General features: G+C 73.9%; 14 protein-coding genes. 11 read left to right on the top strand and 3 right to left on the bottom strand.

Features of this window, described 5'->3' with window-relative positions; genetic code table 11:
• Positions 1-148 precede the first annotated feature (148 nt).
• The 9 genes from AB0F71_RS05365 to AB0F71_RS05405 all read left to right on the top strand — a co-directional run bounded on the left by AB0F71_RS05365 (position 149) and on the right by AB0F71_RS05405 (position 11,888).
• A complete protein-coding gene (locus AB0F71_RS05365; protein ID WP_360228490.1) occupies positions 149-829 on the top strand; it encodes a TetR family transcriptional regulator in 681 nt (226 codons plus the stop codon).
• A 93-nt stretch (positions 830-922) separates the two neighbouring features.
• Entirely contained in the window at positions 923-2,245 is a 1,323-nt protein-coding gene (locus AB0F71_RS05370; protein ID WP_360228493.1) for a sensor histidine kinase, read from the top strand.
• On the top strand, positions 2,242-2,916 hold the full coding sequence (locus tag AB0F71_RS05375; protein ID WP_360228496.1) for a response regulator transcription factor: 675 nt from the start codon (positions 2,242-2,244) through the stop codon (positions 2,914-2,916). Before AB0F71_RS05370 ends, AB0F71_RS05375 begins: the two co-directional genes overlap by 4 nt.
• 138 nt (positions 2,917-3,054) lie before the next feature.
• Positions 3,055-4,176 (top strand): alpha/beta hydrolase, encoded by a 1,122-nt coding sequence (locus AB0F71_RS05380; RefSeq protein ID WP_360228499.1) that lies wholly within the window; start codon positions 3,055-3,057, stop codon positions 4,174-4,176.
• Between the two features lie 33 nt (positions 4,177-4,209).
• A complete protein-coding gene (locus AB0F71_RS05385; RefSeq protein WP_360228502.1) occupies positions 4,210-5,439 on the top strand; it encodes an acyltransferase in 1,230 nt (409 codons plus the stop codon).
• 248 nt (positions 5,440-5,687) lie between these two features.
• Positions 5,688-7,601, top strand: a complete 1,914-nt coding sequence (locus AB0F71_RS05390) for a galactose oxidase-like domain-containing protein (RefSeq protein ID WP_360228505.1) — start codon at positions 5,688-5,690, stop codon at positions 7,599-7,601.
• Between the two features lie 32 nt (positions 7,602-7,633).
• Positions 7,634-10,042 carry a Dyp-type peroxidase gene (locus AB0F71_RS05395; protein WP_360228508.1) on the top strand — a complete coding sequence of 803 codons (2,409 nt, stop codon included), beginning with the start codon at positions 7,634-7,636 and terminating at the stop codon, positions 10,040-10,042.
• Between the two features lie 99 nt (positions 10,043-10,141).
• Positions 10,142-10,489, top strand: a complete 348-nt coding sequence (locus AB0F71_RS05400; RefSeq protein ID WP_360228511.1) for an MmcQ/YjbR family DNA-binding protein — start codon at positions 10,142-10,144, stop codon at positions 10,487-10,489.
• Between the two features lie 187 nt (positions 10,490-10,676).
• Positions 10,677-11,888, top strand: a complete 1,212-nt coding sequence (locus AB0F71_RS05405) for an alpha/beta hydrolase (RefSeq protein ID WP_360228514.1) — start codon at positions 10,677-10,679, stop codon at positions 11,886-11,888.
• Positions 11,889-11,902: 14 nt separating this feature from the next.
• Here the strand turns inward: AB0F71_RS05405 and AB0F71_RS05410 are convergent, their stop codons facing one another.
• Positions 11,903-12,886 (bottom strand): WYL domain-containing protein, encoded by a 984-nt coding sequence (locus AB0F71_RS05410; protein ID WP_360228517.1) that lies wholly within the window; start codon positions 12,884-12,886, stop codon positions 11,903-11,905.
• A gap of 116 nt (positions 12,887-13,002) precedes the next feature.
• On the opposite strand from AB0F71_RS05410, the gene AB0F71_RS05415 reads away from it, so the two are divergent.
• Positions 13,003-13,581 (top strand): TIGR03086 family metal-binding protein, encoded by a 579-nt coding sequence (locus tag AB0F71_RS05415; protein ID WP_360228520.1) that lies wholly within the window; start codon positions 13,003-13,005, stop codon positions 13,579-13,581.
• Positions 13,582-13,694: 113 nt separating this feature from the next.
• Here AB0F71_RS05415 and AB0F71_RS05420 read toward each other — a convergent pair whose 3' ends face one another.
• The gene (locus tag AB0F71_RS05420) at positions 13,695-14,708 is read right to left on the bottom strand and encodes an aldo/keto reductase (RefSeq protein ID WP_360228523.1); all 1,014 of its coding nucleotides are present in this window, start codon (positions 14,706-14,708) and stop codon (positions 13,695-13,697) included.
• Positions 14,705-15,211 (bottom strand): MerR family transcriptional regulator, encoded by a 507-nt coding sequence (locus AB0F71_RS05425; protein WP_360228526.1) that lies wholly within the window; start codon positions 15,209-15,211, stop codon positions 14,705-14,707. Before AB0F71_RS05425 ends, AB0F71_RS05420 begins: the two co-directional genes overlap by 4 nt.
• 115 nt (positions 15,212-15,326) lie before the next feature.
• Here AB0F71_RS05425 and AB0F71_RS05430 point away from each other — a divergent pair, with 115 nt between their 5' ends.
• Positions 15,327-16,160 (top strand): serine hydrolase domain-containing protein, encoded by an 834-nt coding sequence (locus tag AB0F71_RS05430; protein WP_360228529.1) that lies wholly within the window; start codon positions 15,327-15,329, stop codon positions 16,158-16,160.

Below are 16,160 nucleotides of genomic sequence, written 5' to 3' on the forward strand. Positions count from 1 at the left end.
CGAGTGCCCGGCCGACGAGCGCCACTCCGGCAGATTATGTCAGCGACTGACAATCGGCAAACAGTGACTTGTGACCGGAACTGACATTTGTCAGGCGGCTAAGGTTGTGCTCCCACCCGCCACACCCGCGCCCCGGAAGGCCCCCGCCATGGCCGCTCGCACCCCCCACCCCGTCGGCACCCCGGAGGACCTCGGCCGGGCCCCCGGTCTGCGGGAACGCAAGAAGCAGCAGACCCGGGACGCCCTGGTGCAGGCCGCCCACGCGCTCTTCCTCGGCCAGGGCTTCGCCAGGACCACCGTCGACGAGATCGCCTCCGCCGTCGACGTCTCCCAGCGCACCTTCTTCCGCTACTTCGCCAACAAGGACGAGGTCGCCCTCGCCGTGATGTCCGACGCCGAGGACTACTTCATCCACTGCCTGCGCCACCGGCCGGCCGAGGAGACCCCGCTGCAGGCCCTGCGCGCCTCGATCGTCCAGGCCTGGCGCGACCTCGGGAACGCCCGGACCTCCGGCCCCGGCTCCATCGGCAGCGCCCTCGAACTGCTGCGCATCATCGAGGACACCCCCGCCCTGCTCGCCGCCCACCTGCGCCGGGTCACCGAGCAGGAGCGGCTGGTGGTCCAGGTGCTCGCCGAACGCGAAGGCCTCGACCCGGCCGAGGACCTGCGCCCGGTCGTGCTCGCCGCCGTCTTCGGCAGCCTGCTGCGCGCCGCCCACCTGTCCTGGACCGCCGAGCAGGAACCGGCCGGCCCCGAGGGCATGGTCGTGGTGATCGAGCGCTACTTCGACCAGCTCGGCCCCGCCCTGGCCGGCCACTGGCGCGACTAGTACCCGGGTATCACCCCGTACCCGGGTACCGCCCGGAAGTTCGCGCTCCAGTCCGACGCCCGCCGCGGGCCGGCCCTCCTAGGCTGGCCCACGATGAAGACGCTCACCGCCGCCGACGCCCGCAGGTTCGCCGCCCGTCAACTGCGCACCCTGCGGCTGCACCTGACCAGCCCCAGCGAGGACGACACCCCGCTGCTCGGGAGCTCCCGCCGACGCTGGGTGCGCCGCATCCCGTACGTCGTCGCGATCACGCTCCAGGCCACGCTGATCCCCACCGGGATCGCCAACCTGGCCAGCTTCTACGGCCTGGTGCTGCCGGTGGCCGCCGCGCTCACCGTCGCCCAGACCGCCCCGCTGATCCTCGCCATCACCCGGCCGCTGGCCGCCTGGTGGATCAGCGCCCCCACCCTGGTGCTCACCGCCGCCGTGACCGCGCGCCACCAGCAGGTGATGGGCACCTGGCCGTGGACCGCGTCGATGATCGTCTCGTACCTCTTCCTGCTGCTCGCCCTCGGGCTGCGCGAGCGCCGGGGCACCGTGCTCGCGGTCTGGGTCGCCACCGTCCTGCTCACCGTCCTCGCCACCACCCTCGGGCTGCCCCGGGCCGGCGACGGCACCACCGTGCTGCTGATCGCGCTCAGCGGCGCTGTCCTGCTGTTCGGCTGGGCCATCCGGGAACGCGCGGTCGCCCGCCGGCTGCTCACCGAGCAGGAACAGATCAGCGAGGTGGAGCGCGAGCGGCGCACCCTGCTGGAGGAACGCGCCCGGATCGCCCGGGAGTTGCACGACGTGGTGGCCCACCACATGTCCGTGATCGCGGTGCAGGCCGCCAGCGCGCCCTACCGGATCCAGGGCGTCCCGGACGACGCCGCCGAGGAGTTCACCGCGATCGCCGGCACCGCGCGCGAGTCGCTGGCCGAGATGCGCCGGCTGCTCGGGGTGCTGCGCAGCGAGGACGCCTCCGGGGAGAAGGCCCCGCAGCCGGGCGTGGCCCAACTCGACCAGCTGGTCGAGACGGTGGGGCGGGCCGGGGTGCCCGCCGAACTGGCCGTGGACGAGGGGCTGGCCGAGCGGGTGCCGCAGGCCGTCGGCCTCTCCGTCTACCGGATCGTCCAGGAGGCGCTGGCCAACGTGGTCCGGCACGCGCCCGGCGCCCGGACCTGGGTGTCGCTGTCGGCGGACGGCCCGGAACTGCGGCTCACCGTGGTCAACGCGCCCCCGCCGCAGCGCACCGAGTCACTGGAGGCCTCGGCCGAGGGCACCGGGCACGGCCTGGTCGGAATGCGCGAACGCGTCCGGCTGGTCGATGGCAGGCTGGACACCGGCCCGCTGCCGGACGGCGGCTTCAAGGTGGCCGCCGTACTGCCGCTCGACCCGTCCGAACGCCCAGACACCCCCGGGGAGACACCCGCATGACCATCCGCGTGATCATCGTCGACGACCAGGCCATGGTGCGGGCCGGCTTCGCCGCCCTGCTGGGCGTCCAGAGCGACATCGACGTGGTGGGGGACGCGGCGGACGGCGCCCAGGCCCTGGAGGTCAGCGGCCGCACCCACCCGGACGTGGTCCTGATGGACGTCCGGATGCCCGTCATGGACGGCCTGGAGGCCGCCCGGCGGCTGCTGGACCCCGCCGTCCCTGGCGCCCACCGGCCCAAGGTGCTGATGCTGACCACCTTCGACGTGGACGACTACGTGTACGAGGCACTGCGCGCCGGGGCCAGCGGCTTCCTGCTCAAGGACGCCCCGCCGGCCGACTTGATCGCCGCGGTCCGGGTGGTCGCGGCCGGCGAGGCCCTGCTCGCCCCCTCCGTCACCCGGCGGCTGATCGCCGACTTCGCCCGCAACCGGCCCGCCAAGCGCCGCGACCCCAAGCTGCGGCTCAACGGCCTGACCCCGCGGGAGACCGAGGTGCTGGAGCAGATCGCCCGCGGCCTGTCCAACCAGGAGATCGCCGCCAAGCTGGTGCTCGCCGAACAGACCGTCAAGACCCACATCGGGCGCATCCTCGCCAAGCTCGACCTGCGCGACCGCGCCCAAGCGGTGGTGCTGGCCTACGAGTCAGGCCTGGTGACCCCCGGCGAGTAAGGGGGGTTATCCCCCTCATACCCCGGTAGCACCGGGTAGTTGGCCCCGCGGTGTGACGTCCGCGGGGCCGCCGTGTTCCTACCTTCCTCCTCGTCGAAAGCCGAAGCCGGCTGCCGAACCGACGAGGGAGAACAGGACATGCGCAAGCTCCGTACCAAGCGGGCGCTCGTCGCCACCGCGCTGACGCTGGCGGCGGTGCTCGGCGCGGGTGGCTGGGCCGCCGACAGCCAGGCCGCCGTCACCGGCCCGCCGCCCGGCAGCGCCGCCTGGACCGCCGACACCGCGCTCGGCCTCCGCCTCCCCGACCCGGCCACCAGCACGCCCGCCCAAGTGGCCGCCTTCTTCGCCGGGTTGACGCCCGCCCAGCAGCAGGCCCTGGCCGCCCGGCACCCCCTGGTGGTCGGCAACCTGGACGGCGCCCCCGTCCCGCTCCGGTACCGGGCCAACACCCTGGCCCTCACCGCCGAACGCGACCGGGAACTCGCCCGGGCCGCCGACCCGGCCCTCACCCCGCAGGACCAGCAGGCCGCCCGCACCCGCGCCGAGCGCTACCGCACCCTGCTGGACGGCGGCCGGCAGGTCCTCGCCTTCGACCCGCGCGGCCGCGGCCAGGTCGCCGAGGTGTTCGGCGACCTCACCACCGCCCCCCGCACCGCCGTGATCGTCCCCGGCTCGGACATCGACCTGCTCACCTTCGACCGCGCCACCGAGCCGTACGGCACCCCCGCCGGCATGGCCCGCGCCCTGTACCGGGCCACCGACGGGCACACCGCCGTGATCGCCTGGGCTGGCTACACCACCCCGGTCGGCGTCGGCCTCGACGCCGCCACCGAGGACCTCGCCCGGGCCGGCGCCGACCGCCTCGACCGGTTCCTGGACGGACTCGCCGCCGGCACCTCCCCGCAGGCCCCGCCCACGGTGTTCTGCCACAGCTACGGCTCGGTGGTCTGCGGCCTGGCCCGCCCGACCCCCGCCCGGGCCTCCGCCCTGGTGGTGCTCGGCTCGCCCGGCATGGGCGTCGACTCGGCCGCCGACCTCGACCCCGGAGTGCCGCTCTGGGCCACCGCCCGCAACGGCTCGGACTGGATCGGCAAGGTGCCCAACGTCCGCTTCCTCGGCCTCGGCCACGGCGCCGACCCGACCGACCCCGGCTTCGGCGCCCGCCCGCTGCCGTCCACCGGGTCCCACGGCCACACCGGCTACTTCGCCCCCGGCACCGCCTCGCTCACCGCCTACGCCGCCATCGCCCAGGGCCGCTGAACCCCCGCACCCCGCCAAGGAAGGAGCACCACCATGGCCCACGCCCTCACCACGCTGCGCCGCGCCGCCGCGAAGGTCGACGCGAAGACCCCCGCGAGCCGCGACCGCGCCCTGGACGGCCTGCGCGCTCTCGCCCTGCTGTCCGTCCCGATCGGCCACTGGATGCTCGGCGGCCTGACCCGCTCCGCCGACGGCGCCCTGCACAACGCCAGCCCGCTCTCCGCGCTCGGCGGCTTCGCCCCGGCCAGCTGGGTGCTCCAGATGCTCGGGGTGTTCTTCCTGGTCGGCGGCCACTCCTCGGTCCGCTCGCTGGAACGGGCCCGGGAGAAGGGCCTGACGTACGGGAGTTGGCTGCGGGCCCGGACGGTCCGGCTGCTGCGCCCGGTGCTGGGGGTGACGGCGGTGTGGGCGCTGCTGATCCCGCTGCTGCCCCGGCTCGGCGTGCCCGCGGACACCCTGCGCACCGGCGCCACGCTGGTGGTGCAGCCGCTCTGGTACATCGGGGTGTACCTGGCGCTGACCGCGCTCACCCCGCTCTGCGTGGCCTTCGGGCGGCGGCTCGGCGCGTGGTCGGCGGGGCTGCTGGTGGCCTCGGTCGCCCTGGTCGACCTGCTGCGGTACGGGCCGTGGGCCGAGGCGGTGCCGTCCTGGCTGGGGCTGCTGAACCTGCTGCCGGGCTGGATGTTCGGCTACCAGCTGGGCGTGCTGTGGGCGCAGGGCCGGCTCGGCCGCTCGGCCGCCCGGGTGCTGCTGTTCGGCGGTGCGGCGCTGTTCGCGGTCCTGCTGGTGGTGTTCCACTACCCGGCGAGCATGGTCGGGGTGCCGGGCGTCGAGCGCACCAACTCGCACCCGCCGTCCCTGCTGGTGCTGGCGCTGGCCGCGGTGCAGTGCGGCGCGGCGGTGCTGCTGCGGGAGCGGCTGGGCCGGCTGCTGACCCGCCGTCCGCTGCTGTGGCTGCCGGTGGTGGCGGTCAACCTGTCAGCGATGACGATCTTCTGCTGGCACCAGAGCGCGATGCTCGCGGTGGCGGTGCCCGGCGCGGCCGGCCTGGGCGCCGTCCCGGGGCTGACCACCGCGCCGGACTCGCTCGGCTGGGTGGCCGCCCGGCTGGCCCTGCTGCCGCTGTTCGGGGCCGCCCTGGTGGCGATCGGGTGGTTCACCCGGCGCTTCGACGGGCCGTGGACGGCCTTCTCCCGGGCCGGCAAGGCGCTGGCGGGCACGGCGGCGGCGCTGTTCGCCGCGTACGCGCTGGGCATGGTGTGACACCCCGGCGACCACGCCGGCGATCACCGCTCCGAAGGGGCGCGCACCGAACGGTGCGCGCCCCTTCGGCTGTTCCAGCACATCCCCGGAAGCGGGACCGCTCCAAGGGAGGTACGTCGCATGCGCACCACCATGCGCCGTGATGTTCTGTGACGGTCGGCGACCATCGCTGGACCGCGCCCGCCCACGGCCCGTCCGTCCGCATTCGCCCCCTCCCCCCGAACAGCCCTCCCTCCCCGAGGAGATCCATGCCCCCGTCCCCACTCCGCCCGCGGCCAAGGCCCCGGAGCCGCCGCCGACTGCCGGCCACCGCCGTGGTCCTCGCGGTCACCGCCGGAAGCCTGTTGAGCGCCGCCGCCCCGGCGCTCGCCCACGGCGGGGACGACCTCGCCCCGCACGTCGACTCCCGCCGGGTCGCCGAGGAGGTGCGGCAGGACGAGGTTGCGGCCCTCGGTCAGGAGCACGCCGAGGAGCACGCCCGGATGCGCGCGGCCGTCCGCGGCATCGGCGACTACCCGCAGACCACCCGCACCAACCGGTACAACGCCCTGACCGCCTCCCAGGCCCAGCACAACAAGGCCTTCGCCCCGGAGACCTTCGGCGCCTTCAAGGAGTACTTCCCGTCCCCCGACTTCGGCGACCACGTCGCCCTGCTGCCCACCGGCAAGGTGCTGCTGTTCTCCTTCGAACGGATCGAGACCAACCCCGAGAAGGAACCCGCGCCGACCCAGACCACCGGCAAGGAGAACGCCGGCCGGGCCTTCCTCTGGGACCCGGCCAAGGGCACCGGCAAGGACGCCTTCAAGCAGGTCAACCCGCCGGTCTCGGACATGCCGGACGGCCTGGACGAGCCCCGCCCGGTGCCGTTCTTCTGCTCCGGGCACTCCTTCCTGCCCAACGGCATGCTCGGCGTCTTCGGCGGCAACCTGGGCGGCAACGGCGGCACCGGCGCCAAGCTCTCGCTGGTCTTCGACCCGTGGACGGAGACCTGGACCCGCAACCCCGACATGTCGGTGGGCCGTTGGTACCCCTCGGTGGTCACCGGGGCCGACGGCCGCCAGCTGATCATGTCCGGCCAGTCCGAACTCGGCTACGGCACCCCGACCCCGGTGGTCGAGCGCTTCCCCGCCAAGGCCTTCCCGGTCCCGGTGAGGAAGACCGACACCCCGACGAACACCCCGGTCGAACGGTTCAAGGCCGACGCGCCGTTCAGCTTCGACTACCCCCACCTGTTCTCGCTCAACGACGGCAACGTCTACGGCTTCGGCCGCGCGGCCAACGAGCAGTGGAAGTTCGACCCGGTCGCGGAGACCCGCGCCGACCTCACCGCCCGCCCCGACGGCCGCAAGCGCAACTACGGCTCCGCCGTGATGCTGCCCGGCGGGGCGAACGGCCCGGACTCCGCGCTGATCCTCGGCGGCGACCGGGACAACCCGGGCACCCTGCGCTTCTCCAACGGCAGTTGGACCGCCGAGAAGTCCCGCGCCTTCGGCCGCACCCAGGACGACACCCTGCTGCTGCCCAACGGCCGGCTGATGACGGTCAACGGCGCCTACGACATCCGCGACTACGGCAACGGCCCGTACAACCCGAACGCCGACCTCAAGTACCGCCAGATCGAACTCCGCGACGACCAGGGCAACTGGCAGCTCGGCCCGGTCCAGCGGCTGCCGCGCGGCTACCACTCCAACGCGGTGGTGCTGCCGGACGGCCGGATCATGGTGACCGGCGACGAGCTCCAGCAGATGGCCAACAACACCGACATCAACGGCACCGTCGACGGCGTCCCGGGCACCACCGGCCCGATCACCATGAACGGCACCATCGAGATCTACGAACCGCCCTACCTCCACCAGGGCGACCGGCCCGCACTCGCCAACGCGCCCACCGCGCCGGTCGGGTACGACAAGAAGTTCACCGTCACCAGCACCACCCCGGGCCTCGCCGCCAGGGCCGTCCTGCTGGCCCCGACCACCTCCACCCACTCGGTCAACACCAGCCAGCGGTACGTCGACCTGCGGCTAACCAGCCGGGCCGGCAACCGGCTGGAGTTCCAGGCCCCGCCGGACGCCAAGGCCGCCCCGCCCGGCTGGTACCTGCTCTTCCTGCTCAGCGACAAGGGCGTGCCCAGCGTCGCGCAGTGGATCCAGCTCTCCGCCTGAAACCCCCCACCCCGAAAGGAAGCCCGAGAACGATGACGACGGAACTGAGCCTGCGCGAGAGCGAGGAGATCCAGGGTGACATCCTGGCCGGCTTCAAGAAGGACAACGTCAGCGTCCTGTTCCTCAAGTTCGAGGACGCCTCCCGCGCCCGCGACTGGCTGCGCAGACTGACCCCGCAGATCGCCACCACCCGGCAGGTCGCCGCGTTCAACGAGGCGTTCAGCGAGGCCAGGCACGCCTCCGGCGGCGACGACCCCAAGTCGCTGACCGCCACCTGGCTGGGCGTCAGCTTCACCTACGAGGGCCTGCGGATGCTGGCCGGAGCCGATCCGTTCCCCACGCCCCCGCCGGTCGGCGGCGGCCTGGAGGCCTTCAAGGAGGGCTCGGCCCAGCGGGCCGGCGCGCTCGGCGACACCGGCGACAACTCCCCGGAGAACTGGCTGTTCGGCAACGGGAAGAACCAGCCCGTCCACGCCCTGCTCAAGATCTCCGCGGACACCGAACGGGACCTCCAGGCGGCCGTCGAGGCGCAGCGGATCGCGGCCGCCGAGTGCCGGGTCCTGATCGTCTACCAGCAGAACGCCCAGACCCTGCTGGGCAGTCGGCGCGGCAAGGAGCACTTCGGCTTCAAGGACGGCATCAGCGAGCCCGGCGTCAGGGGCTTCGACCGGCCGAACCCGGCCAAGCCGGAGGAGGAGGACGGCCACCCGGGCACCCGGCTGGTCCCGGCCGGCGAGTTCGTCTGCGGCCTGGAGAACGACCGGTTCAGCGGTCCGCCGTCCCAGTACCCCGAGTGGGCGCGCAACGGCTCCTTCCAGGTGGTGCGCCGGCTCGCCCAGGACGTCCCCGGCTGGTGGTCGCAGGTCTCGGTCAAGCTGCGGGAGCTCAAGCAGGCCAAGGCCGTTCCGGAGAGCGCCACCGCCGAGTGGCTGGCCGCCCGGATGGTCGGCCGCTGGCGCTCCGGCGCGCCGGTCTGCAAGCACCAGGACCGGGACGTCCCGAACAGCCCGAGCGCCGCCAACGACAACGACTTCGACTTCCGGGACGACCTGGAGGGGCTGGTCACGCCGCTCTGGTCGCACCTGCGCAAGACCAGCCCGCGGGCCGGCCTCCAGGAGAGCCCGGACAAGCCGCCGTTCGACGCCGGGATCCTGGACGGCCGGCGGATCATCCGCCGGGGCACCCCGTACGGCGCCCCGTTCGACCCGGCCTCCGAGGGCCCGGGCGGCCCGGACGACCCGCGCGGGCTGCTGTTCATCTGCTACCAGGCCGACATCCAGCGGCAGTTCGAGTTCATCCAGGCCGACTGGATGGACCAGCCGAACTTCCCGCCGAACCGGGACAGCGGCGGCGCCGTCCCACCCGGCCACGCCGGCCCCAGGCCGGTGCCCGGCAAGGACCCGGTGACCCAGGAGGCCCCGGACGTCGACTTCGAGAGCCGGGGGCCGGACGGCCTGATCAACCACACCCCGGTGAGCTTCCAGCAGTTCGTCCAGACCACCGGCTCGGTCTACGCCTTCATGCCCTCGCTCAGCATCCTGCGCGGGCTCTGCGAGGGCCGGCTCACCCCGGTCGGGCAGAACGGGCAGACCGGCACCCAGACCGGCCAGACGGGGCAGACCGGGCAGACGGGCCAGACCGGCACCCAGACGGGCACCCAGACCGGCGGGCAGCCCAAGCCGCAGCCCGTGAAGGCCTACCCCTGCGACGAGTTCGTCGGCGTCCCGGACCAGTACCGCAAGGGCGGCCAGAGCCGGTACTGGGCCTTCCACGGCGACCGCTGCCGGGTGATCTCGATCGCCGACGGCTCCGCCCACACCGACCGCAAGGTCGAGGACGACACCTGGCTGACCAGCTGGACCTGCCTCCAGGGCGTCGGCCGGGTGGACTGCGTGCTGCCCGTCCCGGACCAGCAGGACCCGGGCGGCAAGAGCTGGTACTGGGTGTTCCACAGCACCGGCGGCCGCCAGCAGTACCGCCTGGTCTCGATCACCTGCGCCGGCGGCCGGTACACCACCGCGCTGGAGCGCTCGGACCGCGACCTCACCTACTGGGGCTCGCTCAGCGGCGTCGGCCAGGTCGACTGCTGGCTGCCGGTGCCGGACCAGCAGCGGGTCGGCGGCAAGAGCTGGTACTGGTGCTTCCACACCACCAGCGGCCGCCAGCAGTACCGGCTGATCTCGATCGCCGACGGCTCCTCCCACACCGACGTGCGGGAGCGCACCGACCGCGAGCTCTCCCAGTGGAGTTCGCTGAACGGGCTCAGCCGGGTGGACTGCTTCCTGCCCGTCCCGGACCGCCAACGGGTCAGCGGCAGCAGCGAGTTCTGGGTGTTCTGCGGCCAGAGCTACCGCCGGATCTCGATCGCCGACGGCAGCGGGCACCCGGACCGGCTGGTCGACGGCGACCGGACCTGCGACAACTGGGCCTCGCTCGGCTGAGCGCCGACCGCGCCGCCCGCGCCCCCGCGCCCCCGCGCCCCCGCACCCGACCGGGGGTGCGGGGGCGCGGTACGCGGGGCCCTGCTCTACCCTGCCGCCATGGTGACGTTCGACGAGTTCCGCGCGATGGCCCTGGCCCTGCCGGAGGCCGCCCAGGAACCGACCTGGGGCATCCAGACCCTGCGGGTCCGCGGCAAGGTCTTCGCGATGGGCGACCCCGACGGCGACAGCGTCACCGTCAAGGCCACCCGCGAGGACCAGGCCGAACTGATCGCCGCCGAGCCCGAGGTGTTCTCCTTCGCGCGCTACGTCGGACGGCACGGCTGGGTGAGCGTCCGGCTGGACCTGGTCGACCCGGAGGAGCTGCGCGACGTGGTCACCGAGGCCTGGCGGCGGACGGCCCCCAAGCGGGTGGTCGGCGCGTTCGACGCCCAGCACTCCGCTTAGCACCGCCGGAACAACCACACAAGGACGTCGGGAGGACACTCCCGGTTCATGTGATCCATCCCACAGTTTGGGCGTGTCCGTCACCCTCCTGTGACCTCTACGCTTTCCCAGGGAAGTCAGCAAGTCCATTTCGCACCCTCCGGGCACCGCCCGAGAAACGGTGACGGGCCCCAAGGGAGTTGGTGCGGTGCGCAACCGTCGACGCTGGAAGCGGGTACTGATCGGGGCGTTCGCGGGTTGTGCCGTGCTCGCCGACGCGGGTGCCTCGGCAGCCGCGGCCGCGGTCTCCTCGGAGCAGCTGGCGATCTCCACGCCTCCGGCCGGCAGCGCCGCCTGGATCCAGGACCACTCCTTCGGCCGCATCCTGCCCGACCCGGCCACCACCAGCCCGGCCGACGCAGCCGCCTTCTTCGCCTCGCTCGCCCCCACCGAGCTGGACCGGCTGATCAAGGACTACCCGCTGGTCGTCGGCAACTACGACGGCGCCCCGCTGGACCTGCGCTACCGCGCCAACCGGATCGCCCTGGCGAACGAGCGCGACGCCGCCCGGGCCCGCGCCGCCGACAGGAAGCTGGACTCCGACACCCGCGCGCTGGCCGTCTCCCGCGCCAACGACGTCGAGCACCTGCTCGCCCCCGGCTGCCAGGTCCTCGCCTTCGACCCGCGCGGCCGCGGCCTGGTCACCGAGGTCTGGGGCGACCTCGCCGACGCCGAGCACGTCTCCGTCATCGTCCCCGGCTCCGACGCCGACCTCGGCCACTTCGACCAGGCGGCCGAGCCGCTGCGCTCCCCGGCCGGCATGGCCCGCGCCCTGTACGCCGAGGAGCAGCGCCAGGCCCCGGGCACCCGCACCGCCGTGATCGCCTGGACGGGGTACGTCACCCCCTCGGGCCTCGGCCCGGACGCGGCCACCTCCCGGCTCGCCGACGTCGCCGCGCCCCGGCTGGAGCGACTGCTGGCCGGCCTCCGGGAGACCACCCGCCCGGACGCGCCCCCGGCGCTGCTCTGCCACTCGTACGGCTCGGTGGTCTGCGGCACCGCCGCCCCGAGGATCCCGCGGGCGGCCGCCTCGCCGTCCGACACCTCCGGCATCACCGACATGATGGTGTTCGGCAGCCCGGGCATGGGCGTGCAGTCGGCCGACGCGCTGGGCGCCGGCGTCCACGTGTGGGCCACCCGCAACCCCAACGACTGGATCGGCAACGTCCCGTTCCTGGAGGTCGGCAAGCTCGGCCACGGCGCCGACCCGACCGGCAGCGGCTTCGGCGCCGAGCAGATCTCCTCCGCCCGCGCGTCCGGCCACAACGGCTACTTCACCGACGGCACCGACAGCCTGCACAACTTCGCGGCGATCTCGCTCGGCGACTACCGCGACGTCGTCCGGCCCACCAACTCCTAGCCCCTGCAGGGGCGTTACTGCTCCTGGTACAGCCGCAGGGCCTCCGCCGCCGCCCGCGCCAGCTCGCGCCGGGCGGCCGGCGGGCCCAGCACCTCGACCTCGGCGCCGAAGGCCAGCAGCGCGCGGACGGCCGCCGCGGCCGGGAAGGCCATCGCCAGCTCGACCCACTCCTCGGTCGCCCCGCCGCCCGTCTCCGGCGGCACGGCCGTGACCCGGCCGCCGTGGATGCGCAGGAACATGTCCAGCCGCCCGCGCCGGACCCGCACCCGGACCGGCACGTCCTTCGGCAGCCGCTCCACCTGCTCGCGCAGCGCCGCCCACACCTCGCCGAGCGTCACCCCGGCCCGGCGGCGCACCGCCTCCTCGGCGGTCTCGGCGGCGAGCACCCGGTCGGCCCGGAACAGCCGCGGCTCACCGTGCAGATCGGCCACCAGGTACCAGACCGCGGCCTTGTTCACCAGGCCGTACGGGTCGACGGTGTACTCCACCGGCGCGGGCGTGCCGCTGTGCCGGTAGCGCAGCCGCAGCCGCCGGTCGGCGAACACCGCGTACTGGAGCTCGCCCAGGTCCGGCGGACTGCCGGTGCCCGCCTGCGGGTTCTGCATCCAGCGCGCCGGGTCGACCAGGATGCGCTCGCTGACCCGCTCGGCGGCCGGGCGGTGCGGGGCGGGCAGCGCGGCCATCACCTTGCGCAGCGCCGAGCCGAGCGCGCCGTCCAGCCCGAGGTCGCTGTGGGCGCCCTGGGCGGAGAGCACGAACAGGGCCCGCGCCTCGTCGGCGGTCAGCCCGGTGACGTCGGTGCGGTAGCCGGGCAGCAGGTTGATGCCGCCGTGCCGGCCGCGTTCGGTGAACACCGGCACCCCGGCGGCGGAGAGCGACTCGACGTCCCGGTAGATGGTGCGGACGGACACCTCCAGCCGTTCGGCCAGTTCGGTGGCGGGCACCCGGCCCCGGGTCTGGAGCAGCAGCAGGATCGAGAGCAGGCGGTCGGCCTTCATGGCTCCAGAATCCCAAGAATCCTGACGGCACTTGTCAGGTTTTACTGGGAGATTGCGTTCCGAGCCCGAGCCACCATCCCAGCAAGGGCCGTACCGTGCAGAGGAGCCGACCGCAGATGAACGCCGTCCAGGACGCCCGCCCGCAGTACCTCGCCGCCCTCGACCAGCTGGCAAAGCTGGTCGGCGCCGTCGCCCCCGCCGACCTCGACCGGCCCACCCCCTGCGAGGAGTACACGCTGCGTCAGCTGCTGAACCACGTGGTCGGCGGCGTCCACCGGTTCGCGTACATGGGCGAGGGCGGTCACGCCCAGGACGTCGTGGCCGCCGTCGAGGACCCGTCGGACGACGGCTGGGCGGCCGCGCTGGACCGGGCCCGCACCCGGGTGACCGCCGCCTGGTCCGACGACGCCAAGCTGGGCCGCCCGACCTTCGCGCCCTGGGGCGAGGTGCCCGGGGCGATCGCGGTCGGCGGCTACGTGATGGAGCTGGTCACCCACTCCTGGGACATCGCCACCGCCCTCGACAACGGCTTCGCGCTGGACGACGACCTGGCCCGCACCGCGCTGGCCGTCGCCGAGCTCGTCCTGCCGCCGGAGAGCCGGGTCGCGGGCACCCCGTTCGGCCCCGTGCAGCCGGTCGCCGACGACGCCGACGTGCACGCCCGGCTGGCCGCCTGGATGGGCCGCAAGGCCTGAGGCCCCGTTCCGTGACCCCGGGGCGTGAACCCCGGGGCCCGCGCCCCGGAACGGCCGTACGGGCCCGGGGGTCGGTGACCTCCGGGCCCGTACGGCCACTCTCCCGGTCCGGGCTACTCGCGCCCGACCGAGGTGTTGCTCATGTCCGCGTAGCGCTCGCCCGCCACCCGCCCGGCCAGCGGCTCCAGCAGCGCCAGCTCCTCCGCGCTCAGCCGCAGGGCGACCGCGCCGGTGTTCTCGACGAGCCGGCTGCGCTTGCGGGTGCCGGGGATCGGCACCACGGTCAGCCCGTGCACCTGGGCCCGCTGCTGGACCCAGGCCAGCGCGACCTGGGCGAGCGTCGCGTCGTGGGCCGCGGCGATCTCCCGCAGCGGGGTGAGCAGTTCGCCGTTGGCGACGGCGTTCTCACCGGTGTAGCGCGGGCTGCTGCGGCGGAAGTCGTCCGCCGTGAGGGTCGCGGCGTCCTGGAAGGCGCCGGTCAGGAAGCCGCGCCCGAGCGGCGAGTACGGCACGAAGGCGACGCCCAGCTCGGCCGCGGCCGGCACCGCGGAACGCTCGACGTCCCGGGCGAACACCGACCACTCGGACTGCACCGCGGCGATCGGGTGGACGGCGTACGCCTCGCGCAGCTCGGCCCCGGTCACCTCGGACAGCCCCAGCTGCCGCACCTTGCCGGCCTTCACCAGCTCGGCCATCGCGCCGACCGATTCGGACAGCGGCACGGCCGGGTCACGGCGGTGCATGTAGTACAGGTCGATGGTCTCCACGCCGAGGCGGCGCAGCGAGCCCTCCACCGCGGTGCGGATGTACTCCGGGTCGTTGCGGATGGCCCGGCGGCTCGGGTCCTCCTCGCTGCGGTCGATGGCGAACTTGGTGGCGATGACCACCCGGTCGCGGTTGGCGCGGACGAAGGGGGCGAGGAACTCCTCGTTGCGGCCGTGGCCGTACATGTCCGCGGTGTCGAACAGGGTGACGCCGGCCTCCAGCGCGGCGTCCAGGGTGGCGCGCGCCTCGTCGGTGTCGGTCGGGCCGTAGAACTCGCTCATGCCCATGCAGCCGAGGCCCTGGACGCCCACCAGCGGGCCGTCGGTGCCGAGGGGGGCGGTGGGGAGGACGGGGTGAGTCATGCGCTCTGCTCTTCCTCTACTGCTCGGTGGTACTGGCATCGGACGGGGGCGCCGGCACTGTCGGCGATCCTCCCGGCATAGAGATCGATCTTGTGGTCGAGGACGGCCAGGGTGGCCTGGAGGTCGACGATCCGCTGCCGGACCTCCTCGCGCTGGGTCTCCAGCAGCTCCCGGCGCTCGACGTAGGTCTCGTCGCCGCGGCGGGTCATGTCGACGTACTTGAGCATGTCCGCCACCGACATCCCGGTCAGCCGCAGCCGGCCCAGGAAGGCCAGCCGGTGCAGGTCGCCGTCGCAGTAGCGGCGCTGGCCGCCGGCCGCGCGGTCGACCGGGTCGAGCAGGCCGATCCGCTCGTACCAGCGGAGCGTGTGGGCGGTCAGCCCGCTGACCGCGGCGACCTCGCTGATGGTGTGCCGCGGGGTCCGGTCCGGCTCGCCGGCCGGGCCGTTGAAGACCTCGGCGCAGCTGCGCAGACCGGCCCGGGCCCGTACGGGTGTGGCCATGATCGATTCCCCCTGTCCTGTGACGACGACGCTACCGAGTTGGAGTGCACTCCAAGCAAGCCACCCACCCGGGTACCCCCGCCACCCGGCTGGACCGCACATTAGAGTCGACCGCATGGAGAGCTTGCGGATGATCGACAACTGGCCCGTGCCCCATGCCGCCGCCGCGGTGGTCCGGGGGGCGGACGGCGCGGTGCTGGGCGCCCACGGCCCGCAGCAGCACCTCTTCCCGCTGGCCTCGGTGACCAAGCTGCTGACCTCCTACGCGGCCCTGGTCGCCCTGGAGGAGGGCGTGTTCGAGCTGGACGACCCGGCCGGCCCGCCCGGCTCCACCGTCCGCCACCTGCTCGCCCACACCTCGGGCCTCGGCTTCGACGAGGACCGGCTGTTCGCCGAGCCCGGCAAGCGCCGGCTCTACTCCAACGCCGGTTTCGACGCGCTGGCCGCCACCCTGGCCGAGGCCGCCGGGATCGCCTTCCACCAGTACGTCGCCGAGGCGGTGTTCGAGCCGCTGGGCATGCACGACACCCTGATCAACACCGCGAGCAAGTCCCCGGCCGGCGCCGGCGGCCTGTCCACGGTGGCCGACCTGGCCCGGTTCGCCGCCGAGCTGCAGTCCCCGAAGCTGCTGGACCCGTCCACCGTCCACCGGGCCACCCGCGAGGTCGCCTTCCCCGGCACCAGCGGCGTGCTGCCCGGCTACGGCCACCGCCGCCCGAACGACTGGGGCCTCGGCTTCGAGATCCGCGACGGCAAGAGCCCGCACTGGACCGGCACCGCCAACTCCCCCGAGACCTTCGGCCACTTCGGCCAGTCCGGCACCTTCCTCTGGGTCGACCCGCAGGCCGGCGCGGCCTGCATCGCCCTCACCGACCGGGACTTCGGCCCCTGGGCCGTGGAGGCCTGGCCGTCGCTGTCCGACGCCGTCCTCGGCGAACTGCGGGGCTGA

The organism is Kitasatospora sp. NPDC028055 (genome assembly GCF_040637885.1).
GTDB lineage: Bacteria > Actinomycetota > Actinomycetes > Streptomycetales > Streptomycetaceae > Kitasatospora.

What these genes read in the sequence shown, in the direction of transcription:
- AB0F71_RS05365 (WP_360228490.1), top strand. Translation starts at nt 149, where the DNA reads ATGGCCGCTCGCACCCCCCACCCCGTCGGCACCCCGGAGGACCTCGGC.
- AB0F71_RS05370 (WP_360228493.1), top strand. Translation starts at nt 923, where the DNA reads ATGAAGACGCTCACCGCCGCCGACGCCCGCAGGTTCGCCGCCCGTCAA.
- AB0F71_RS05375 (WP_360228496.1), top strand. Translation starts at nt 2,242, where the DNA reads ATGACCATCCGCGTGATCATCGTCGACGACCAGGCCATGGTGCGGGCC.
- AB0F71_RS05380 (WP_360228499.1), top strand. Translation starts at nt 3,055, where the DNA reads ATGCGCAAGCTCCGTACCAAGCGGGCGCTCGTCGCCACCGCGCTGACG.
- AB0F71_RS05385 (WP_360228502.1), top strand. Translation starts at nt 4,210, where the DNA reads ATGGCCCACGCCCTCACCACGCTGCGCCGCGCCGCCGCGAAGGTCGAC.
- AB0F71_RS05390 (WP_360228505.1), top strand. Translation starts at nt 5,688, where the DNA reads ATGCCCCCGTCCCCACTCCGCCCGCGGCCAAGGCCCCGGAGCCGCCGC.
- AB0F71_RS05395 (WP_360228508.1), top strand. Translation starts at nt 7,634, where the DNA reads ATGACGACGGAACTGAGCCTGCGCGAGAGCGAGGAGATCCAGGGTGAC.
- AB0F71_RS05400 (WP_360228511.1), top strand. Translation starts at nt 10,142, where the DNA reads ATGGTGACGTTCGACGAGTTCCGCGCGATGGCCCTGGCCCTGCCGGAG.
- AB0F71_RS05410 (WP_360228517.1), bottom strand. Translation starts at nt 12,886, where the DNA reads ATGAAGGCCGACCGCCTGCTCTCGATCCTGCTGCTGCTCCAGACCCGG.
- AB0F71_RS05415 (WP_360228520.1), top strand. Translation starts at nt 13,003, where the DNA reads ATGAACGCCGTCCAGGACGCCCGCCCGCAGTACCTCGCCGCCCTCGAC.
- AB0F71_RS05420 (WP_360228523.1), bottom strand. Translation starts at nt 14,708, where the DNA reads ATGACTCACCCCGTCCTCCCCACCGCCCCCCTCGGCACCGACGGCCCG.
- AB0F71_RS05425 (WP_360228526.1), bottom strand. Translation starts at nt 15,211, where the DNA reads ATGGCCACACCCGTACGGGCCCGGGCCGGTCTGCGCAGCTGCGCCGAG.
- AB0F71_RS05430 (WP_360228529.1), top strand. Translation starts at nt 15,327, where the DNA reads ATGGAGAGCTTGCGGATGATCGACAACTGGCCCGTGCCCCATGCCGCC.